The organism is Pseudosulfitobacter sp. DSM 107133 (assembly GCF_022788695.1).
Lineage (GTDB): Bacteria > Pseudomonadota > Alphaproteobacteria > Rhodobacterales > Rhodobacteraceae > Pseudosulfitobacter.
This window is the reverse complement of record NZ_CP085159.1, coordinates 38,788-59,267: the sequence shown is the minus strand read 5'-3', so window position 1 is coordinate 59,267 and position 20,480 is coordinate 38,788. Positions and strand designations below refer to the sequence as shown.

The following is a 20,480-nucleotide window of genomic DNA, read 5'->3' as shown; positions in this document are numbered from 1 at the left end:
CAAGCAGAAAGAGACGCCATGCTCGACCAATTGCTGAACGGCGTGCTGCCGGTGTTTGGGATTGGCGCGCTTGGCTACGTGTTTGGCCTACGCGGCACTTTCGATTTCAACATGGCGATGGCCCTGAACAAATTTGTGATGTTTGTCGCAATGCCCGCACTGGGGTTTCAATTGCTGGCCAATGCCCCATTGGCAGAGTTCGACTTTGCCATGCTGGGTGGGTATTTCGTCACCGAAATGGTGATGTATGCGGTCGGATTTCTGATCGCTCGGCTGGTCTTCAAGACCGATGTTATGGAGGCCGCCCTTCTAGGTCTGGCCATCGCCCTGACCAACCACATCCTCTTCGTTCTACCGATTGCGGTCACCCTATTCGGAGAGACCGCCGCAACGCCGATTGTCGCGATCATTTCCATGGACGGAATCCTGATTTTCAGCTGTTCTTTGATCCTGATGGACGTTCTGTCCACCAAGGGGGCCTCTCTTGGGCACACGTTGGGAAAGATCGCGCGAAATCCACCGCTGGTTGCCATGGTACTTGGCCTAGTGATCGGACTGTTGGGCGTCTCGGTACCCACAGGCTTTGATATCTTCGCGGATTTCTTGGGCGCAACAGCCTCGCCTGTGCTGTTGTTCGCGCTTGGCGTTATTCTGAGCCAGAAGGCCAGCGGCGCGCGCGCCATGTTGCCAGTGGCCATTGCGGGTGTGAAGCTGGTGGTTCACCCATTGCTGGCCTGGGCCATCTTTGCCGGGGTGTTGCAACTGACGCCCGAGGTACGCAACCCAGCCATGATGGTGGCCGCCGCCCCCTGCGGGGCCATGTGCTTCATGCTCGCGCTAAACTATGGTGTGCGGGTTGACGCCATCGCACGCGCTATTCTCTATTCGTCGATAGGGTCTTTGATCACAATCACGGTGGCAGCGTCACTCTGATGCGAGAAACAATGGCCAGCGCAGCAAGGAGTAACGATGACAGATAGCTTTACAGGCGGCTGTGCCTGCGGTGCAATCCGCTACCGCTCAACAGGTCCTGCGCGATACATGGGCAACTGCCATTGCCGCCATTGCCAGCAAGCAACAGGGGGCGCTTATTTCCCGGCGGTTCTGGTCAAACAATCCGACTTTACGATTGAAACGGGCGAGCCAAGCTGGTTCGACCGCCCCGCTGATCGCGGACATGCCATGCGCCGAGGGTTCTGTGCGACATGCGGCTCGCCCTTGTTTCTGATCAATGGCGCTGGCGAGGGTGCGATCGTGATCTATGCCGGCAGTCTGGACGATCCGAGTTGGTACACCCCAAGTCGCGATATCTTTGTCAAAAGTGCACAGCCTTGGGACGTTATGGATCCGACCCTGCCTAAGTCCCAGGCGATGCCCGGATAGGAAGCTATGCCGCGAAGGCTTTCTGAAGCAGATAGCTCCGAACAAGCCCCGGGAGCATTCGGATTTCCTTGTTGCGGACCCGCGCCATTTGCGAATTGCGCATTTGATATCATTGATATTGGGTCGCAGGTTGAGAGTAGACAACCGTTTCAGAGTCCCGAAGTTGGACTGACCCAATGCATAAAGGCTGGACATGTCCGGAACTGGCTCTTTTGACACCTTCGCTGCGCAGATCGCCAACGGCTGGTTCAGGATGGACCGACCTTCGCTGCGCCGTGCGTGAACTTACATAGTGCGGGACGAAGTACCAATTCGCGGCGTTGGCAGAAGGTGCTGGTCAGAGGCCATTCCTTGGCATCTATGTACCACGAACAGTTTCGGTGTCGCAAAAGGAAGGCTAATGCGACAGCCATATCGCTAGCAATGAGACAGAAATGTGTTTCGGAGACCAAATGACTGTCATGAGTCAACCGTCAAACAGCACGGACGGGCATCGGTTTGGTGTCCTGTTTGTCTTTGCCGCTGGCGTGCTTTGGTCGACCGTCGGGCTTGGAATACGGCTGATCGAAGACGCGGTTGTGTGGCAGATATTGCTTTACCGTTCGGCCAGCCTGTCAGTTCTGCTCTACGTTTTTATTCGCATGCGGTCCGGAGAAAGCCCCTTTGCCCAGATTCGCCGCACTGGCTTTCCAGCGGCGATTGCGGGGCTGTCGCTGGTGGCTGCCTATTCCGGCGGGATATATGCGATTCAGGCGACATCCGTGGCAAATGCCATGCTGCTTTTTGCTACGGCGCCTTTCATGGCGGCAGTTCTGGGGTGGATCGTCTTGCGTGAACGTGTACGCCCTGCCACCTGGGTGGCCATAGCCGTTGCCATTGCCGGTATCGCGATCATGGTCGCAGATAAATCTGGAGGCGTTGCCTTGAAGGGCAGTCTGGCGGCCTTGGGGTCCGCCTTTGGATTTGCGGTCTTCACTGTGTCGCTGCGGTGGGGGAAATCGGGTGAAATGCTGCCGTCGGTGTTTCTGTCCGGATTGTTCGGCATCATCGTGACGTCAGGCATATGCCTGTTTTTGGATTTGTCCCTGGTGTTGTCGGTCCGGGATGGCGGCATTGCCATGGGCATGGGGGTGTTTCAGGTCGGCGCAGGGTTGATCCTGTATACACTGGGGTCTCGCAGCCTTCCTGCAGCGGAGCTTGCGCTGTTGTCACTGGCTGAGGTTCTGCTTGGCCCGTTATGGGTCTGGTTGTTCATCGGCGAAACCGCCACGCTAAACACACTGACAGGCGGCGCAGTTTTGCTTGCGGCGATCGCCGGAAACGCTCTGTCAGGCAAGCGACGTAGGCCGCCGCCGATCACGTTACCTTAGGGGATTGGGAACAACCTATTCCTGATGGATCTGCCGTGGGTCGGTGCGTTGCATCAGTGATCAGATCCACTTGCGCGTGATGATTGTTGCACTTGGGGTTCCGCTGTATGTGTTGCTATTGCGTGATTTTAGCCAAAGGGACGTGTAGCTACCCTTCGCGTTCCAGTTTTTTTCGCGCAAGTTTTCGGGCGCGGCGGATTGCTTCGCCTTTTTCCCGCAGCCTTTTCTCGGAAGGTTTTTCGAAGTGTTCCTTCAGCTTCATTTCGCGGAATACACCTTCGCGTTGTAGTTTTTTCTTCAACACTCGAAGAGCTTGGTCAATATTGTTGTCGCGAACACTTACTTGCATGTGATTTTCATAACCTTCTTAGACAGAACTTTCTGAGAATTACACGAGCCCGTCAGTTGTCAAGATAACTTTTGCGTATGCAACTGCACGTCGCAAAAACGGTGTTCTTCCTAATTCTAGTTTTCGAGCGTTGAGCCGCGTTTTCGGCAGTATCCTCGTTCAACCAGTATCAGCCGAGGCTGCTGGCAGATTAAGGTAACTTCTTGTCAAACTCATCCAGTTCCATGGCCTCAGCATCTAACGCGTCCGCCAATACCACAGAAGGCGCGCCTGGGGTGAAAACCGTCTGAGCCGTGGGTGGGTTGTCGTCTGCGGAGCGATTGACCCGAAGTTCACGATAGGCTGTGTACATGCCGCTCACTATGATCAGTACCATGCCAATGAAGGTCGTATGGGGTGGGATTTCCCCCCACAGCAGGTATGCGAGGATGGCTGCCAACGGCAGGTAACTATAGTCGAATGGTGCGATCACACTCGCGCTGGCGATCTGATATGCACGCGAGACCAATGTATAGGCCACCGTTCCGATTGCCCCCAGTAAAGCCAGCATAGCGATGCCCTTGACATTTGGCACCGGCCAACTCATGCGCAAATGGTTTAGTTCTGGCGAGACCACAATCATTTGCGTAACCACAAATCCCATCGGAACGATTACAAAACCCGAGAACGAGATCGTGTATAGCCCGATGACGAGCGATGTGTCCTGCTCTCCGATCTTTCGCACAATGATTTGGCTGATTGCATAGGTAAGTGCGCAAAAAAGCGGAAGAACCGAAATCCAGCCAAAATTTCCGCCTGTGGGGTTCATCGCGATGACAACGCCTGCAAACCCTACCAGCAGCGCGGCAATGCGGTGCGCTCCAACCTTCTCCTGCAGAAACAGCGCTGCCAAAGTCGCAGTCATCAGGGGTGCGGCGAAGAACAGTGTCGTGACCTCGGCAAGGCCCATAAAAGGGAAGGCGGTATAGAACATCGCGAAGCCTGAAGCAAAGAGCATGGCACGTGCTAGATACCAAGGCCAAAGAGGGGTTAAAATACGATGCGGCGCACCTAGCCACAGGACCAGCGGCAGCAAGGTCATCAAAGCGACGATGGAGCGGCTGAAGATCAGCATCCACACCGGGTAATGTGTCAACATACCCTTCATTAGAACGTCCTGCCCGACAAACAGCACCATGCCCGCAAGCACACAGGTGATCCCTTGGAGAGTGCGGGACAGCGACGGTGCGTCTGTATATGTTGAGGCGGTCATGACAGTAGACTGCTTTTCCCAGGATGAGCATCCCGCCACGCAGCGACCGGAATGTCGGTTTCAATCAATAATCCAGATCAAAGGTCAGTTTGTCCCACAACTCGGTCGTAGCCCATCGTGATTTCGCTGCACCTACAACGAATGGCTGCTTTTCTCTCTGCGGCGCAGCTAACAATTTTGGCGTCCGAATTGCTGCACTTGCGAGCGTTTGCGCAGGAGCACTTCCGGTATGGGCTCCTTCGAGACCTTCGCTGCCATCTTCTCCAATGACCGGTACGCTCGCAGACCCTTTCCATCAATATGAAATGGCGGCTGCCTGAGAAGCCTATCCACTGTCACTTTTTCAAATCCGCATGAGTGCATCGAAGTCGATTTCTTGCTTCTGTTCGTCACTTATATCCGGCCGGGTTTCCGATACCGGCCGGGGCCCTTGGACGTCCCACATCACCGCATGTGATCCTGTCCTCCAGCGATAAACCCAACCAACAACACTGCACCCATCGGTCCCGATCAGATTGGCGATCGCGACGCCCTCACCCTTATCTTCGTTCACTGTTTACTGACTTCCTGCACTGTGGCGCTGCGAATTGCGGCGTGGGTTTGCAGAGCGTTCACTACGACCGCGCGCCGGGCTTCGTTAATGTTGGCTAACTGGTCCTCGAGGAGGGAATGATCATCAGACCGGGAAAATGGGTTCCCGCGTTCTCAACAATTCATTGGCTTCAAATCCTGTGGTCGGGCTCCGTGGCGGCTTCAACGATCGCCAGAACCTCGAACGGGTCAAAGCCGATGGCGCGCGCCAGAACGACCAGTTCGACGACGTCGATCCGGCGTTCGCCGCTCTCAATGCGTGCCACGAGAGATTGATGGCACTTGAGCCTGTCCGCCAAGTCTTTCTGGCCGAGGCCCGCTTTGATGCGCGCGTCGACCAACGCCTGGCAGAGTGCCACTTGCCCTTTGCTTCTGATTGTCTTTGCCACGCGTCACATACCTTTTGTGACGTCGCTAGCGGATGAAATCTGTTATCTAAAAAGTAGATATATGAGGGTGTTATCGGCGTCTGGTTTCCATGGGCTGCAAGTCTGATGCTCCCGAGGTTGCCCATCAATCCCCTACCAATTGCAGAAATCGGCCATAGTCCTCGCTGACTTCGCGCGCTTCCTCGAAAGCGCGGGCGCGTTCGCTGTCGAGGCAACGGAAGTAGCTTTGGATATCCTGGATGTAATTTTCGAAATCGCCACGGATGATGTCCGCATAGTCCCGCGCCGCCTGCGAATCGCTTGGCAGGAAAGGACGGGCCGGGGCGAAGCAGGATTCCGCCAAAACCTGCCCGGGAACGCAGATTAGAAGGACTATAGCTTGCAATGGGAGCAGGCATGTCAACCTTGGGTTTCTCAAACCTGTTATCTCCTTGATCGCAGACACTGGCCGTGACTAGTGTTTGCGTGACCAAACTACAGCTAAAGCACGATATTACATCTTGCGGTTGATAGTATACTATCGTAACTCTGGGCTTCAAGTGGGAATGCCTGGGGTCGCGCCATTGGAGAAAGCGTGAGCCGGGCCATGAACTGGGACATCGAAGCACCAAATGTGGTTACGGAAGCCAGGTTCCGCGAGCTCGTGGAAAGCGGCTATAGCGCAGAAATCCTGTGCCAGGAGTCGGCACATAAGAAAGGCCCCAGCTATTACGGGGTCTGGATCATGCGCGTTGTCTCTGATGATGGCGTGGAAAAGCTCCTCGTCACCGCCCGCACGCGGACGACCTACAACGATATCAAGATCCGCGAGTTCAAGACGATCTCCGGCGTGGTGTCTTTCTTCATTGGCCTTGGCTTTGCGCATGTCGACCTGCCGCTTGAGGCGGGTACAAGCCGTACGCACAAACTTGCGCCGTCAGACAAAGCCCCATCAGCCAAGGGCGCTGACAACTAACCTCGTCTGCCTCTGGCTGGTCGCCGCGCCAGCCTCCGCGCAAATGGTGCTGGTCATGGAGAGCGACGGCTCCCTGATCCCGTCCCGCTCCCAAAGCAGCTTTGCTCGAAACTACAATGACGGGATTGGTCAGGGTTCGGCCTCCGATGGGATCGCGATCTTCGGCGAGGTAGAGGCCGAGCAAGAGGGCGTCCAAGTCGCGGCCCTTGCCCGCCCGACTCCCCTGCCCCACGCAGATGTCCTCTCCGGGATTCAGACCACGGCTTTGCGCTATGCCGGCCATCCCGGCCTGCGTCGCGCGGGGCTTTCCGTGACGGATTGGCTGGCTCTCTATCGGGCCAATATCGAGGTTGAGAGCGCCTACCGGCAGGATGCGATTTCAAGTGCAGGTGCCATTGGCCTTGGCCAGCTGATGCCCGCCACTGCCCGTGATCTCGGCGTTGACCCACGCGACCCGCTGCAGAACCTCGACGGGGCCGCCCGCTACCTCGCGATGATGTTGGACACGTTCGGCGATCCACGCCTTGCCCTGGCAGCCTACAACGCCGGACCCGATGCGGTCCGCCAGTACGGCGGCATTCCCCCCTACCGAGAAACCCAGAACCACGTGGCCCGCGTCATGACTGTCGTGGCCCGATTGGAAGGATCAAATTCATGAAACAGATTTCAAACCTCTTCGTCGTCGCGCTGGCGATCTTCCTGCTCATTGCAGAACCGGCCCTGGCGCAAAGCATCGACCTCTCCCCAATCCAGAGCCTGCTGCAAGGTATCGTCGATGCATTGACCGGCCCGCTTGGCGTCGTCATCGCCACACTCGCGGTCCTCGGCGTTTTCTTGAGCTGGTTCTTCAATATCATCGACCTGCGACAAGCGCTTTGGGTGCTTGTCGGCATCGCTGGTGTCGCCGCCGCCCCCACCATCGTTGCGGCGGTCTTTGCCGGTGGCTGAGCGCTCGCCTCTCTTTCTGGGCCTCGTACGCCCGCCGAAGCTTCTGGGCCTGCCCATCATGTATGCGATGGTCTGGCTCTTCGGCTCCGTGCTTCTCTTCGTCTGGGTCCAGCATATCGCGGTGCTGGCTGTCGCGGCCCTGCTCTACCCGGTGCTTTGGAAGGCCGCAGACTGGGATCCTCGCTTCATCGACGTGATGATGACGGCGCTGCAGGAAACCCCGCCCACGCGGAACCGCAGCATTCACGGCGGGGACAGCTATGCCCCGTGATGCTGCGCTCGATCCCCGCACGACGACACCGGAGTGGTATTCACGCGAGACCCGCCTCGCGCACATGCTGCCCTATGTGAGCTTAGTTGATGACCAGACCGTGCGGACGCGGGTCAACGAGCTTTTCCAGTGCATCCGGCTCGACGGGGTCAATAGCTACACGACCGATGACGCCTATCTCGACAAGGTGACCGCGCTCTTTGCTCGGATCATTGCGCAATTGGGGCCGGAGTTCAGCTATTACGTCCATAAGGTCTCGAAGGCGATCACGCTGGACCTCGAGCCGCTGCGCGAGGACAGTTTCGCGGGAGAAGTCGACCGTCTCTGGCGCGAGAAACTCGAGACCAGCGGGTTGCGCGACAAGACGTTGACGCTCACCGTCATACACCGCCCGCCTCCAAAAAGCGTCCTGCCATTCCTGAACCGCAGCGCGCCGGATCGCCTCAAGGAAGCGACCGAAAAGCGCCTTCGCCGATTAGCCGAGGCCGTGAACGTGTTCCTGTCTGGCCTGACGGAGCTGAACCCACGTGTGCTTTCGGCCAAGTCCGGCGAGTTGATCGGCTTTCTGGGGGCCCTCAACACTGGCCAGGAACTGCCGCTCTATCCGGCGAACACCTATGGCTTCCTGTCCTGCAACGTCGCCAACACGCGAGTGACGTTTCAAGGCGATCACTTCGAGCTCTCCGAAGGCGTCGTGGGACACCGCTACGGCAAGAGTTTCACCATCGGGGAATACTCGGAAGGCACCTCCTGCACCATGTTCGACATGCTGAACCTGCCGGTCGACATGATCGTCACCCATTCCTTCACGCCGATCAATTTGAACCTCATGGCGGGCCGCATCAAGCGGCAAAAGCGGCAGATGCAAGCCAGCCAGGATGCGGCCCTGTCGCTCTTGGAAGCGCTCGACATCGCGGCCGACGATCTCGAGGCCAAACGCCAGAGCTTTGGCGAGCACCACATGGTCGTGACGATCTTCTGTGACACGCTGGACGAGCTGCAGACGCTCAGCGCCGAGGTCGTCAACGCGGCCGCCGCCGAGGGCGTGAAGATGATTGGCGAGCGGGTCGCGGCCAAGGCGCATTACCTCAGCCAGCACCCCGGCAACCAGCCAAAGCGCGTCCGCGCCAGCGCCGTCACCAACCGCAACTTCGCGGATTTTGCGGCCTTCCACCGGACACAGCTCGGCAAACCTGCAGCACTTACCCCCTGGGGCCGGGTCGTCACATATTTGCCCACGCCGGAGCAGAGCGCCTATCGGTTTTCCTATCACGAGCAGGGATCGCCCGACAAAGAACCGACCAGCGGCCATACCCTGATCATGGGGCGGCCCGGGTCCGGCAAATCGGTGCTGTCAGCCTTTCTGATGACCCAGGCCCGTCGCGCGGGCGCCCGGATCTTCGTCTTCGATTACCGTCTAGGCATGGAGATGGCGGTGCGCGCCAATGGCGGGCGCTACGCCTCCCTGAACGCCGGCCAGCCCACGGGTCTCAACCCGCTCTGGACAGAGACCGATGCGCGCGGCACCGCCTGGCTCTCGGACTGGCTCACAACCCTGCTCTACCGCGCCGACAAGCCCCTGACCCCGGCGCAGACCAACCGCATCCAGGAGGTCGTGCGCCAGAATGCCCAGGCCACCAATCCGGCCCTGCGGAACTGGCGGGATTTCGCATCGCTGTTCGTATCGACCGATGATGGTGGCGATCTGCACCAGCGCCTGCTCGAGTGGACCGAAGACGGTCGCTACGGTTGGATCTTCGGACAGACCCTGGAAGACACGTTCTCGCTGAAAGGCGATGTGGTGGGCTTCGATCTGACCGGCATTCTCGACAGCGAGGCCGACAAGGAGCGGATGGCCGTCCTCTCTTATCTTTTCCGCCGGGTAGAGCGCGAGATCGAGGATCGTCGCCCCACAATCATCGTGATCGACGAGGCCTGGAAGGCGCTCGACAACGCGTATTTCGCCGAGCGGCTGTCGAACTGGCTGGTGACCGCGCGCAAGCAGAACACCGTCGCGGTGATGATGACGCAATACGCCAGTCAGCTCGAGCGCACGCGGACCGGCAAGACTATCGTCGAGGCGGTGCCGACGCAGATCCTGCTTCCGAACATCCGCGCCCATGCGGCCGACTACGCGATGCTGAACCTCTATGAGAAGGAACTCGATGTGCTTCTCAACACCGGCAGCGACAGCCGCCTTGCTCTCATCCGCGACGACCAGGGATCCATCGTCGTCGATGCCGATCTGAGCGCCCTCGGGCCCAATCTCACCATCCTCGGCGGCATGGAAAAAGGCGAGGCGCTGGTCGGCGCCGATTACCGCGACCGCCCAGACTTTTGGAGGCTTTCATGATTCGTACTCTGTTTCTTCTCACCGCGCTCGGCGCTTTGGCCTCCTGCGCCCAGTACCAGGAACCGCAGGCGAACTGCTTCACATTCCTCGCGTCCACGGCACCTGTCGCGCCTGATTGCACCTTTACGCCTCTAGATGCGCCGGAGGGCGGCATTGAAGTCTAAACTGCCCCATATCCTCGTGCTTTGCCTGCTGCCCGGCATCGCCCTTTCCCAAGGCGTGCCGACCAATGACAGCGGGCTGACCGCGCGTGACATCGTCGAGACTGGCGATCGCGAGGCTGACTTGGCCGTTCAGGCGGACAAGCTTGCCGTGCGCGAACTCATTGCCGAGATCGAACGGGAGCAGCTGGAAACCCTGCAACGCATCCTCGATGCCCAGACCAGCTTCGGCGGTCAGGGCCTGACCGCGATGATTTCAGGGCTGGAAAACGGAAGCGGCGATCCAGCCCGTTCCGTCGAAACGGTCTACGGCAATGCCGAGATCGACCCCAATCCCGGCGGCGCACAGATGTTCGGGGATGCCGCCGAAAACATTGAGCAACTCATCATCCGCGTGGCTCAGGAGACCAGCGGCTTTGCGGGTGTTGGCCGCGCAGGGCTCTCGCCCGTCCAGTGGCGCGCGTTGCTGCAAGCGCTGATCTGGCAGGAAAGCCGGTTTACGATTGGGGCACGGTCTCCCGTCGGCGCCTATGGTCTCACCCAGATCATGCCTGGGACGGCCAGCGATCTGGGCATCAACCCGGAATACTATGACAGCCCCTACCTTCAGGTGCATGGCGGCGCGCGCTATCTCGCGACCCAGCTCAACACATTCGATGGCAACATCATCAACGCCCTCGCGGCCTATAACGCCGGACCCGGCCGGGTTTTCGAGTATGGCGGCGTGCCACCCTTCCGCGAGACCCAGCACTACGTGTCGGTCATCCCTGAACGCTACAATCTCTATCTAAGCCGTATCGGCGGGATCGATGCGCTTGGCACGATCGATCCGGCGCTTCTCGCCAATGCCAACCTCTCGCTCACGGGTCATGGGGCGGCCTTTTATGGCAGCAACTCACCAGCCGCGATCCGCCAAGCCGCCCTGCGCATTTCCGACATCGTCGAACGGATTTCCGAGACTGAAGACGTGCAGGAAAGCATCGCACTCAACACCTATGCCCGTGCCGAACTCGTGCGCCTCGTCGCTGCACGCATCCGGCTTCAGGCGGCACGCACCCGCGTGCTCTCCGCCGAAGAGCTGGCCCAGGCCAGCGCCCGCATGGCCGAAGGCGCGTTCATGGATTTTACGATCAGGGAGATTGAATGATGAGACGGAAGTTTCTGAGAGCGGCCTTGGCCACAACGCTTGGAATTGGCCTGCATCTGGGAGCCCTCTCCCCTGCCGCAGCGCAGGGCGTGCCCGTCGTCGATACCCAGAACATCGCGCAAAACATCCAGCAGCTCCGGCAGATGATCGAGGACGAGATTCTGCAAAACGAGCAGCTGACGCAGCTCCGCGAACAGCTCGGCCTTCTCACGGACCAACTCGCGGAGCTGCAAAGAACCTACGAGGCCCTCACCCGCCTCGCCGAGCTTCCAGAAATCATCCGGACGGAAATGGAAGACGAGTTGAACGGTCTGCTCGACCAAGAGTTCGGGGACATCTTCGCCACGATTGAGGCGATCAAGACTGGGGATTTCTCGGGCCTCTCGGGCTCCGGCGCAGGCGAGATCGAAACCCAGATGGATCGGGTGCTGGCCGATCTCGGATTTGACGATGACACCCTCTCGGAAATGGCCACGAGCGGCAATCCCGGGGCCAACCGCGTGGCAACACAAGCCACGACCGGCGCGCTCGTCTCGGCCGCTGCCCAGAACAGCTATGAGGACGCCGGGCAATCGCTCGAGCGGGTCGACCGCCTTGTCGGACTCATCGACGACATGGACGAACTAAAGGAAAGCATCGATCTCAACACGCGCGTGACCGCGGAGCTCGCCATTGCGCTGGTCGCTATATGGCAGCTCGAAGCCATCCAGACCGTGGGCGATGGCACGGGAGGCGTGATCGATGCCGCCACCATCGCCGAAGAACAGCGCTTCATGGATTTCACGCTGCCCGAGCTGCGGGCCGAGTGAGTGCGGGGTGTGACGCGTGGCGAGTGAACAAGAGATCATCGAGGAAGAGCTGGTCTATGGTGCCCTGCGCCGTGAACGGCTTTGGCAGCGTCTTGGCCTGATAGGCCTTGTCTTCGGCATCATCGGCTGTCTGAGCGCGGCAGCTGTCTCGATCCTGGATGTCGACCCGCCCCCCGTCGTTGTCCCCTATGATCCCGCCACCGGCTTTGCACTCCCCGAAGCCTCGGTGGGCGCCTCCTCGGTGACCGCCAACCAGGCGATCATCGAGGCGGAGGTGTTCCGCTATGTGACCGACCGGGAGGTCATAACCAGCTCGACAACGATCTGCGCATCCGCAGCGTCCTGCGCCGCTCGGACGGAGCTGCCGAGAGCGGGCTGCGCCAGATCTGGAACAGCGCCAACGAGAATTACCCGCCGACGGTCTATGGCCCCAATGCCCGGCTCGACGTGGAAATCCTCAGCATCAACCGGATCGGAACCAACCGCGCGACGGTCCGCCTGCGCAAGCGTCTGACCTCCATCAACGGCACCCAAACCGGGCTCTTCACCGCGACCCTTCTCTTCGAGTTCCGCCCCGAGACCCGCCGCTCCATCGACGAGGTCTGGACCAATCCATTCGGCTTCACCGTCCTCGAATATTCCATCCGCTCCGACAGATTGGAGAACTGACGTTGTTGTTTATAAGATCGCTTATTTTTGTCATTGCCCTGTTGCCCGGCCTCGCCTCTGCCGAAGCCATCCCGCGTGGCGGTCCCAACGACAGCCGGGTGCGCTTGGCCACCTACCAGGAGGGTCAGGTCTACCGTCTCAGCGTGTCGCTCACCCATGTGACCACCATCGAGTTCGGCGAGGGCGAAAGCATCCGCTCGATCATCGCGGGCGACACCGAGGGCTTCGAGATCGACGGCGTCCCGGGCGGTCAGGCCTTCGCGATCAAGCCTGTGGCGCGCGGGGTGCATACCAATGTGACAGTCTATACGAACCGCCGGAGCTACTACTTCAACGTCCAGGAGGTCCGCAGCCCGACCTTCTACGTGGTGCAGTTCCGCTACCCTGACGACGCTGCGCGCCCGACCCGGGCCATCGCCGCCCAAGCGCCGAACTACAACTACGGCGCCAGCGCGCGGACCGAGATCACGCCAACGCGCATCTGGGATGACGGGACGTTCACGCATTTCGCGTTTCCAAGAAACGCGCCTGTGCCCGCGATCTTCCGCTACGCGGGCGGCCGTGAACGCACGGTCAACACGCAAACCCCTGAGGACGGCGTGATCCGCGTCAGCGGCGTAAACCGCCAATGGGTCCTGCGACTTGGCGAGGAGGTGGTCTGCATCGAGGCTATCCCGCCCGCGGAGGCCGCCTCATGAGCGATACCGGGAACACCGAGCTGGAAAAACGCCTCGCCGCCCTTGAGAAAGGCAGTGCCCGCGCCCCCACGGCGGCGCAGCGCCGGTCGCCCCTTCTCGCGCTGATCGTGGTCCTCGTCATCGGCGCGGGTGGTGCCCTGCTTTATCTCCTCTCACAGCCCGACGAAGAGGAAGCCTTGCCGACGGCCACCCCGGACGTCTTCCAAAACGAGGGGGACGGCTTTGGCGCTATCGAGACCTTGCCCCCGCCCGAGCCCGAGGTTGTGTTTGTCGGACCGGATCCAGTCGAGCCCAACGCGGAGCTTCTGGCGCAGATCACCGCGCTGCAGGCTCAGATCGAGGAATTACGCAACGCCCCCGAACCGGTCGTCGAGGAAGACACCGCCGCCGCAGAGGCGATCGACGCGCTGACCGCTCAGATCGCTGCACTACAAGCCGCCTCGGAAGCCGCACAGCAACGATTCCAGGACGAACTGACGGCGCGGGATCGCAGCCTTGAGCAATTACGCATGGATCTGGAACTGGCCCAACTCGAGGCCAGCCGGCCCCAACCCGCGCCAGTGGGCCCCACGGAGGATGAGCTGCGCGCACGCGAGCAAGAGCGACTGCGCCGTGAGGAAGAAGCCCGGCGCATGGCCGAGCTGGAGCGCCGCGCCGCGGAGGAACGCGCCTTCCAGGAGCGGCGCATCGCCTCGCCCGCCATCGCGTTTGGCGGTGCCTCCGGAGCGAATGAAACGGCTCTGACCGAACGCACTTTTGGCGAGGTGACGGATTTCGTGCTGAACGGTGCGTTGCCCTCCACCGTGACGCAGGCCGAGGTGATCGCCAATCCTTCCAACACCATCATCCAGGGCACAATGATCCAGGCCGTCATGGAAACCGCCCTTGACAGCTCCCTGCCCGGCCAGACCCGTGCCGTGGTGTCCGAGGATGTCTACAGCGTCGATGGCGTGCGCCTCTTGATCCCCCGCGGATCCCGTCTCGTCGGGCGCTACCGCGCTGGCGTCGATATCGCGCAGCGCCGCGTCACGATCGCCTGGGACCGGATCATCCTGCCCGACAACCAGACCGTCCAGATCAGCTCCTTCGGAGGTGATGAACTGGGCCGTTCTGGCGTCACCGGCCTCATAGACACGCGCTTTGCCGAGCGTTTCGGGTCGGCAGCCCTGATCTCGCTGATTTCCGCCGCACCAAGTGCCGCCGCATCCGAGGTCCAGGATGAGACTGCCGCCGACGTTCTCGAAGACGTGGGCGATGATCTGTCAGATGCGACGGACAGCGTCATCGGCGACTATCTCTCAATCGGCCCCGTCATCTATGTCGACCAGGGCGCCCGGGTCACGGTCATGGTCGACCGCGATCTGGAGATATTCTGAGCCCATGTCGCTGAGCTATCTCGAAACCTCGCTCGACCGGATCGACGCCGCCGCCCGCGACGATGTCATCGAGATCTGCATCAACCCAGACGGGACCTGCTGGGGCGAATTCCAGGGCGATCACTTCATGCGTGCGCTGGACCAGAGGCTGACGGGCGTTCAGGTCAGGGACCTCGGCAACCAGATCGCCTCCTCGGCCAACACGACGATGAGCAAGGACCGCCCCATCGTCTCGGTCTCGATCACCTATAAGGGGCGCCCGATCCGCGCACAGGTCATCACCCCGCCCGCCGTGCTCTCGGCCATGTCAATCAGCCTGCGGTTCTTCTCCAGCCTGCCACTCGAGGGCATCGCACTCGATTTTCTATACGGAAAAGAGCGCAAGCTCGAAGACCTGCGCATCGAAAAAAAGCGCGCCTTGCGCGCAGTGGTGGCCGCGGGTTTGATCGATGATGCGCTGGCCTTCTGCGTCGAGAACAAACTCAACATGATCGTCTCGGGTGGCACCTCCACCGGCAAGACCGTCGCCGCGCGCAAGATCCTCTCTCACGTACCGGCCGAGGAACGCATCGTGACCATCGAAGAAGCGGCCGAGCTTTTACCGACCCAGCCAAATGCCGTGACCCTCATCGCCAATCGCGACGCGGAATTCCAGACCGCCGATGTGCTTCTCACCGCCACGCTGCGCATGCGCCCCGACCGGATCATCCTGGGCGAGGTGCGCGGCAAGGAGGCCATGACCTTTCTGGAAGCCATCAACACCGGCCATGGCGGGTCCATGACCACACTGCATGCCGAAACCCCGCAATTGGCCGTGCAGCGGCTCGCGATCGCGGCACTCAAGACCGAAATCCCGATGACCTATGGCGACATGATCCAGTACATCGAGAACTCCATCGATGTGATCATTCAAGCCGGTCGCCATGACGGCAAACGCGGCATCACCGAATTCTACCTCCCCGGCGCAACCGAGATTGGAGCTTCCCCATGAAGACCTTTGAATATGACATCCTGTCTTTTCAGGTGAAGAAACAAAAGGACTACGACGCGATGCGAAGTGCCTTGAATGAGCGTGGCGCAGAAGGTTGGGAGGTGATCACCGCCGAGGTCGGTGACTACGGCTACACCACGTTCTTGAAGCGTGAAACTGTTGCGACGAAGGCGGCTTCAGAATGATGCGGGTCGTTGCAACGGCAGGCCTGCTCGTCGCTCTCTGCCCAACCGCTGGCGTGGCCGAGCGGAACCTGGTCCCAACGCTCGAACATCAGCCTGATGTCTGTCCTGACCAGCCTCCAGAGCCACAGTGGATGCAAGACATCGATATACGCGAGTCCCACAAACGGCTGCTGATCCAACAAATCTATCGGGCGCAGAGTATGCAACGCATCGTTGAAGCCCAAAGCTGTGAATGTCCCACGCGGTATCCATCTTGGGTGGCAGCCGAACGCGTATACGTCGAGCGTTTCGCCTCGTCCGAATACTGGGACATCGTGGAAGCGACTTCAGATTACCGACGGCAGGCAAATGAGCTTCGGCGCGAAGCCATGCCAATCTGCCAAGCCGCTGGAAACTGGTAGGGTTCCATGAGCGTCGTCACCTACTTCGTGGAAACGGCTGAAGGATATCTCAATACCGCTGCCGAGACTCAATTTGGCGCGGTTGCCGCAACAGTCGGAACGATGCTCGTACTCGGCACGACACTCGTTGTCATCCTCGTTTTCATCAACACGATCTACCAATATCGGGCGATGGACGGGCGCACGGCCTTTTGGCTCGCCGTGAAAGTGGGGTTGATAGGTGTCTTCGCGACAAACTGGGTCCAGTTCAACATCCTTGCTGCAGCGATCTTGAATGGAATCGACAGCATTGCAGGATCGCTTGTGGCGTCTGTCGGCGGCGGATCACCCGGTCCGTCCGGTACCTTTGCTGAGGAGTTCGACGACCTGATTGCAGCGCTCGGCGATTATCTGAATGCCGCGGGGTCTGAACTGAACTGGATGGCCGGTGCCCTGTTGGACACCCTTGGCGTTCTGCTGCTCTCGATCCTCGGTGGTTTGGCGGCATTCATTGTCGTTGCGTCTCGGCTCATGATCGCTCTTCTGATCGGGATTGCGCCGGTCATGATCTTCCTGACCCTCTTTGAAGTGACCAAGGATTATTTCGCGCGCTGGCTTTCGGCGCTGATTTCCTTTGCGATGTACCCGATTGTCGTTGCCGGTGTGTTCGCAACGATCACGGGTGTCTCGCGCGCCCTACTTGCCGAGCTGGGCGACCCGGAAGGCGCCTCCAACATCGGCGCGCTCATCCCGTTCTTCATGATGGTGCTGATGGCGAAGGGGTTCATCATAGCAACGCCCTTTCTGGTTCGAGCCATTTCTGGGAACATCATGATGCCAGCGCTCTCAGCTGGATTCGGCGGTAGCTATGCCTTTGCCCGAGGGCTTGCAGGAAGCCAGCAAGTCTACAACCGATACGCCATCGGAGGTGCGACTGGCGCGGAGTACGCAGCTCTGCGCGCGCGGCAATTCTTTGGCGTGCAAGCGTTGCCAAGCCGACCAAATACTGCTGGAGGGCCAACTGCGGCTCGTCCGGGTGACGCAACCGGAACAGGCGCTCGAATGCTGGCACAGCTTTCGAGACTTGGTAGGTTGGGCAGGCGGTGACAGCCAGGTGCCAAAAACTTGCCAAAACTGCAAAGGTTTCGCCGCGGGTTTTTGTCATTGCTAAACGGTTGATCCCTCGCGACACAAGGCACGTGGCCAAACACGACCGTTTCTGCCACAGGCGGAATCGACAATTTTAGCACCGTGCCACGGCCCTGCGCATCGCCCGATTGCCAACTGGCTCAGGCTCTTCGCCGGGGTGTTGCCCTTCACCTTTCCAGTCGTCTGACCAAAGCCAATCTTCGAAATAATAGAGCCAAAGGTAAGTCCACGGAATGATGGTTTGGTCGATCCGCTTCCGCGCGTCCCATTCCCTGGCACCTGGAAGATAAAGACAAAGGCGCAGCGGATCTCTGTAGACGTGAGGCAAAGGACGCCCTGCCGCCAGCAACTCCAGATCCGGGTCGTCTATCTGAACACCGGGCGTTTGACCCGGCTGAAGCGTGATAGTGGCAAGGTAGGAGCGCGCCAAGGCGGTCGGTTGTATAGGCTCTTGCCATGTCAATTTGTTTGCGCGGACCTGCCCCACACCACTGATAGCCGGGCTTGCCTTCAGGAACAGCAGCTGCTGCGACAGGGTCAGGTCGTATTGCCCGCCTCGTCCTATCATCAATCACCGAAGAACGTATTTGTGGGCACGGTCGTTGATGCTGCGACCTTCGATGTCGTCAGCCCGACCACAGGTGCGACAGAAAGCAGACCCGATTTGCGACCATCCGACACCGCATTGACGCGGTTGCCGAGAACCCGTCCGGTGACACCGGAACCGAACGAACGCTCCATGTTCAATGACACGCGGTCCTGACCAACAGCATCGCGAAGGACTTCAAAGTCGGACAGAGCTTGTGCGTGCCACGCATAGAATGCTGGTGCTCGGCGTTCATCCTTGTTCCAATTGTCGGCGAAGTTTTCCCCGTTGGTTGTCTCGTTCAGGATGGCATAGCCCCGCCGTCCGTCCAGAATGGGGCGGTCGATGAAGTGCGGCATCATCCGGATCGTTTCGACCAACAGATCCATTTCGTCATGGAAGACGTGGTTGCGCACGCAATAGGCATAGGACTGCATCGCAAGGGTGGTAATGATAACGGAAATCGGGGCCACATCTTGCGTGTTGTTCTGATAAAAAAAGTCGCGGTGCCGTTTGAGCAATTGCACGATGCGGCGCAGGATGCCTTTCACTGCTTCTCGGGCGGGGAACGGCTCCACCGTCGCCTCGTCCCGCTGCATGGCGATAAACTTGCCCACAAAGGTAGGCCGGAGTGCGGCGCGCTCACCGAACAGGGTCTTGTAGGCCCGCGGGTTTGTCGGATGCCATTCCTTCAGAGCCCGGTCGGGCACCAATTCGCCCCGGTTGCCGCAGACCGGGTTTGCTATCGTCGGGGATAGGTCGAGGTGGAAGTCCCCCGCATAGTTGAGACGCCAACAACGCTTTTTTTCTTCGAGAAGGCGCACATAGGTGGCGTGTTCCTTGAGCCGGTTTCCAACCGCCGCCTTCAGGGTCGCTGGTGAGATGCCGGACGCGATACCTGCACAAAAGCAGATCAGATCGACATCGAATTCCCGCCGCCCGATTGGCTTCACGGCCGTTCCAAGCGCACTGGACCCTTGGAGATAGACCAGAACACTGACGAGTAGGGGATCAGTTGAACCGGACAGCCAGTCTCCGACGGCACCATAGCTCTGGCGCGCACGATCAAACTGGGTTTCGGTGAGGTCCAGATCCTCGCCTATCTCGTCCAGGATGGTGAATATCTGCGTGCGCCGCCGAATATCACTGTCGGTCAGCGGCTGTCGCAACATCTGATTCATGCCGCTTTCTCCTTGAGTTGATAGACCGGCACGAAGGTATCGGCAGGCTGGGTGAAAAAGATCGGGGTCAGGTGGGGCTTTGCTTTTCGGGCTTCTGACATACCGAGGCCCTTGAGGCGGCCGATCTTCGTGGTGTCATCCAAGGTAAAAAACCCGCTCGGGACAGACGGCGAAATGCGGTAGATGCGATCCCCATCGTAAGGGTGTCCCGTCAGAAGTTTTGCCATGCCGAGGGCGCCATGTGATTGCCCATCCGCGTAAAGGTTGAGGACTTTGAGGCCGAGTCCGGCAAACCCTGGACTTTCGGGCAGCATGTAGACTTCGTCCAGACACCCCAGGCTCAGAATGCGCAGGTCTGACGGATGCCACCCCAGAAGAGTGATGGCTTCGACGACAGCAATGGCTGTGGGATTGTTGGCCCATGTCCCGCCATCGGTCAGGCCAATATCATCAGCAGTGCGATGTCGCTTGAAATACGTAGGTGCCGCTGCCGTAGCCAGGGCGGCATCAAGCGCAGTCTTGCGATAATCGGTTTGCAGGCGTGTGTGATGCGCGGTCTTGTAGATATAAGGGCTGCGGAGATCGGCATCCCACGCCGGGATCACCAACCGGGTCTGTGATTGCCCGATCAGATCGTTGTTGAGAACGGCCTTGAGTTCACGGGCAAGAATTGCCGCATCGTGCTTTGGACCGACGACGTGCCGACCTGTGGCGGTGAGGGTGCGCCATGCCTGCCGTATCCTCCCCAGCGGTTCATCATCCGCATTGTCCTGACCGAAGATGACAGGCCCGCGACGCTCGTAAAGCTCGAGCAGTTCCTTTGCCGTGCGGCCGAGGCCAAGGCCGAGTGCGATGATGCCACCCGTCGATGTGCCCGCGATGAGATCGAAATAGCGCCCAATGGGCTGGCCCAGATCTTCCTCGAGCCCCGCGAGGAATGCAGCGGGCATCGTGCCCTTAATCCCGCCCCCGTCGATGGAGAGGATGCGACGTATCTGCCTGTTGTTCCCACCGTTGCTCATCCTGACATCCATTCCGCTTATGCCCTTCAGCCTTTCGGCGGATACGGGTCCTTGCCATAGGTGTTGCGCTCGCGGATGCGACCGTTCTCGCCGTGGATCAGCATCTCGCTGCCCTGACGAATGGCGGATTCCCGCGCGGCCGTGATGGCCTCGCGCTGCGTGCCGTGGACGGAAGACGCGCGGGAGTTACCCGCCCCCTTCACTGCCCAACCGCTTTCATGCGGCACAACATGCTGATTTTTCTTAGACATTTCAAGCCTCACGT

General features: G+C 59.7%; 26 protein-coding genes and 1 pseudogene. 18 read left to right on the top strand and 9 right to left on the bottom strand.

The window, feature by feature from the left end; all coding sequences use genetic code 11:
* The first annotated feature begins 18 nt into the window (after positions 1-18).
* The 3 genes from DSM107133_RS22915 (at position 19) to DSM107133_RS22905 (ending at position 2,753) form a co-directional block, all read left to right on the top strand.
* On the top strand, positions 19-933 hold the full coding sequence (locus DSM107133_RS22915; RefSeq protein WP_009808049.1) for an AEC family transporter: 915 nt from the start codon (positions 19-21) through the stop codon (positions 931-933).
* Positions 934-969: 36 nt separating this feature from the next.
* Positions 970-1,383 (top strand): GFA family protein, encoded by a 414-nt coding sequence (locus DSM107133_RS22910; protein ID WP_068248243.1) that lies wholly within the window; start codon positions 970-972, stop codon positions 1,381-1,383.
* A 452-nt stretch (positions 1,384-1,835) separates the two neighbouring features.
* A complete protein-coding gene (locus DSM107133_RS22905; protein WP_009808051.1) occupies positions 1,836-2,753 on the top strand; it encodes a DMT family transporter in 918 nt (305 codons plus the stop codon).
* A 148-nt stretch (positions 2,754-2,901) separates the two neighbouring features.
* Here DSM107133_RS22905 and rpsU read toward each other — a convergent pair whose 3' ends face one another.
* From rpsU to DSM107133_RS22885, 5 genes are all read right to left on the bottom strand, one after another.
* A complete protein-coding gene (gene rpsU, locus DSM107133_RS22900; RefSeq protein ID WP_009808052.1) occupies positions 2,902-3,102 on the bottom strand; it encodes a 30S ribosomal protein S21 in 201 nt (66 codons plus the stop codon).
* 190 nt (positions 3,103-3,292) lie between these two features.
* Positions 3,293-4,354 (bottom strand): DMT family transporter, encoded by a 1,062-nt coding sequence (locus DSM107133_RS22895; protein WP_009808053.1) that lies wholly within the window; start codon positions 4,352-4,354, stop codon positions 3,293-3,295.
* A gap of 343 nt (positions 4,355-4,697) precedes the next feature.
* Positions 4,698-4,907, bottom strand: a complete 210-nt coding sequence (locus DSM107133_RS25080) for a hypothetical protein (protein ID WP_039965751.1) — start codon at positions 4,905-4,907, stop codon at positions 4,698-4,700.
* 169 nt (positions 4,908-5,076) lie between these two features.
* A complete protein-coding gene (locus tag DSM107133_RS22890) occupies positions 5,077-5,334 on the bottom strand; it encodes a helix-turn-helix transcriptional regulator (RefSeq protein ID WP_009808054.1) in 258 nt (85 codons plus the stop codon).
* Between the two features lie 124 nt (positions 5,335-5,458).
* Complete coding sequence (locus DSM107133_RS22885; protein ID WP_114293397.1) at positions 5,459-5,719, bottom strand: hypothetical protein; 261 nt, start codon at positions 5,717-5,719, stop codon at positions 5,459-5,461.
* Between the two features lie 201 nt (positions 5,720-5,920).
* Here DSM107133_RS22885 and DSM107133_RS22880 point away from each other — a divergent pair, with 201 nt between their 5' ends.
* The 15 genes and pseudogenes from DSM107133_RS22880 (at position 5,921) to DSM107133_RS22810 (ending at position 17,384) form a co-directional block, all read left to right on the top strand.
* A complete protein-coding gene (locus DSM107133_RS22880; protein ID WP_058123676.1) occupies positions 5,921-6,289 on the top strand; it encodes a hypothetical protein in 369 nt (122 codons plus the stop codon).
* A gap of 43 nt (positions 6,290-6,332) precedes the next feature.
* Positions 6,333-6,947: a lytic transglycosylase domain-containing protein gene (locus tag DSM107133_RS22875; RefSeq protein WP_114293396.1), complete on the top strand. Its 615-nt coding sequence runs from the start codon at positions 6,333-6,335 to the stop codon at positions 6,945-6,947.
* Entirely contained in the window at positions 6,944-7,237 is a 294-nt protein-coding gene (locus DSM107133_RS22870) for a TrbC/VirB2 family protein (protein WP_114293395.1), read from the top strand. Before DSM107133_RS22875 ends, DSM107133_RS22870 begins: the two co-directional genes overlap by 4 nt.
* Positions 7,230-7,508: a VirB3 family type IV secretion system protein gene (locus tag DSM107133_RS22865; protein ID WP_009808059.1), complete on the top strand. Its 279-nt coding sequence runs from the start codon at positions 7,230-7,232 to the stop codon at positions 7,506-7,508. Before DSM107133_RS22870 ends, DSM107133_RS22865 begins: the two co-directional genes overlap by 8 nt.
* Entirely contained in the window at positions 7,498-9,861 is a 2,364-nt protein-coding gene (locus DSM107133_RS22860; RefSeq protein WP_243253646.1) for a type IV secretion system DNA-binding domain-containing protein, read from the top strand. Before DSM107133_RS22865 ends, DSM107133_RS22860 begins: the two co-directional genes overlap by 11 nt.
* A complete protein-coding gene (locus DSM107133_RS22855; protein ID WP_205387811.1) occupies positions 9,858-10,025 on the top strand; it encodes a hypothetical protein in 168 nt (55 codons plus the stop codon). The genes DSM107133_RS22860 and DSM107133_RS22855 overlap by 4 nt, the downstream gene beginning before the upstream one ends.
* 55 nt (positions 10,026-10,080) lie before the next feature.
* The gene (locus tag DSM107133_RS22850) at positions 10,081-11,169 is read left to right on the top strand and encodes a lytic transglycosylase domain-containing protein (protein ID WP_114293404.1); all 1,089 of its coding nucleotides are present in this window, start codon (positions 10,081-10,083) and stop codon (positions 11,167-11,169) included.
* The gene (locus tag DSM107133_RS22845) at positions 11,169-11,978 is read left to right on the top strand and encodes a type IV secretion system protein (RefSeq protein WP_114293403.1); all 810 of its coding nucleotides are present in this window, start codon (positions 11,169-11,171) and stop codon (positions 11,976-11,978) included. Before DSM107133_RS22850 ends, DSM107133_RS22845 begins: the two co-directional genes overlap by 1 nt.
* A gap of 16 nt (positions 11,979-11,994) precedes the next feature.
* Positions 11,995-12,647 (top strand): annotated as a pseudogene (locus DSM107133_RS22840) (type IV secretion system protein).
* A 2-nt stretch (positions 12,648-12,649) separates the two neighbouring features.
* Positions 12,650-13,345, top strand: coding sequence for a TrbG/VirB9 family P-type conjugative transfer protein (locus DSM107133_RS22835; RefSeq protein ID WP_114293394.1), 696 nt, complete (start codon positions 12,650-12,652; stop codon positions 13,343-13,345).
* Positions 13,342-14,721: a TrbI/VirB10 family protein gene (locus DSM107133_RS22830; protein ID WP_114293393.1), complete on the top strand. Its 1,380-nt coding sequence runs from the start codon at positions 13,342-13,344 to the stop codon at positions 14,719-14,721. The genes DSM107133_RS22835 and DSM107133_RS22830 overlap by 4 nt, the downstream gene beginning before the upstream one ends.
* Positions 14,722-14,725: 4 nt before the next feature.
* Positions 14,726-15,712: an ATPase, T2SS/T4P/T4SS family gene (locus DSM107133_RS22825; RefSeq protein WP_058123669.1), complete on the top strand. Its 987-nt coding sequence runs from the start codon at positions 14,726-14,728 to the stop codon at positions 15,710-15,712.
* Complete coding sequence (locus DSM107133_RS22820) at positions 15,709-15,897, top strand: hypothetical protein (RefSeq protein ID WP_058123668.1); 189 nt, start codon at positions 15,709-15,711, stop codon at positions 15,895-15,897. Before DSM107133_RS22825 ends, DSM107133_RS22820 begins: the two co-directional genes overlap by 4 nt.
* Positions 15,894-16,298, top strand: coding sequence for a hypothetical protein (locus tag DSM107133_RS22815; protein ID WP_058123667.1), 405 nt, complete (start codon positions 15,894-15,896; stop codon positions 16,296-16,298). Before DSM107133_RS22820 ends, DSM107133_RS22815 begins: the two co-directional genes overlap by 4 nt.
* A gap of 6 nt (positions 16,299-16,304) precedes the next feature.
* Positions 16,305-17,384 (top strand): type IV secretion system protein, encoded by a 1,080-nt coding sequence (locus DSM107133_RS22810; RefSeq protein ID WP_058123666.1) that lies wholly within the window; start codon positions 16,305-16,307, stop codon positions 17,382-17,384.
* Positions 17,385-17,520: 136 nt separating this feature from the next.
* Here DSM107133_RS22810 and DSM107133_RS22805 read toward each other — a convergent pair whose 3' ends face one another.
* Genes DSM107133_RS22805 through DSM107133_RS22790 form a run of 4 tightly spaced genes read right to left on the bottom strand, consistent with a single transcriptional unit; the run spans position 17,521 to position 20,466 of the window.
* Positions 17,521-17,994 (bottom strand): hypothetical protein, encoded by a 474-nt coding sequence (locus DSM107133_RS22805; RefSeq protein WP_009820225.1) that lies wholly within the window; start codon positions 17,992-17,994, stop codon positions 17,521-17,523.
* Positions 17,994-19,193, bottom strand: a complete 1,200-nt coding sequence (locus DSM107133_RS22800; protein WP_058123665.1) for a nucleotidyltransferase — start codon at positions 19,191-19,193, stop codon at positions 17,994-17,996. The genes DSM107133_RS22805 and DSM107133_RS22800 overlap by 1 nt, the downstream gene beginning before the upstream one ends.
* The gene (locus DSM107133_RS22795; protein ID WP_009815560.1) at positions 19,190-20,227 is read right to left on the bottom strand and encodes a CBASS cGAMP-activated phospholipase; all 1,038 of its coding nucleotides are present in this window, start codon (positions 20,225-20,227) and stop codon (positions 19,190-19,192) included. Before DSM107133_RS22795 ends, DSM107133_RS22800 begins: the two co-directional genes overlap by 4 nt.
* Positions 20,228-20,241: 14 nt before the next feature.
* A complete protein-coding gene (locus tag DSM107133_RS22790; RefSeq protein ID WP_009815559.1) occupies positions 20,242-20,466 on the bottom strand; it encodes a DUF2188 domain-containing protein in 225 nt (74 codons plus the stop codon).
* Positions 20,467-20,480 lie beyond the last annotated feature (14 nt).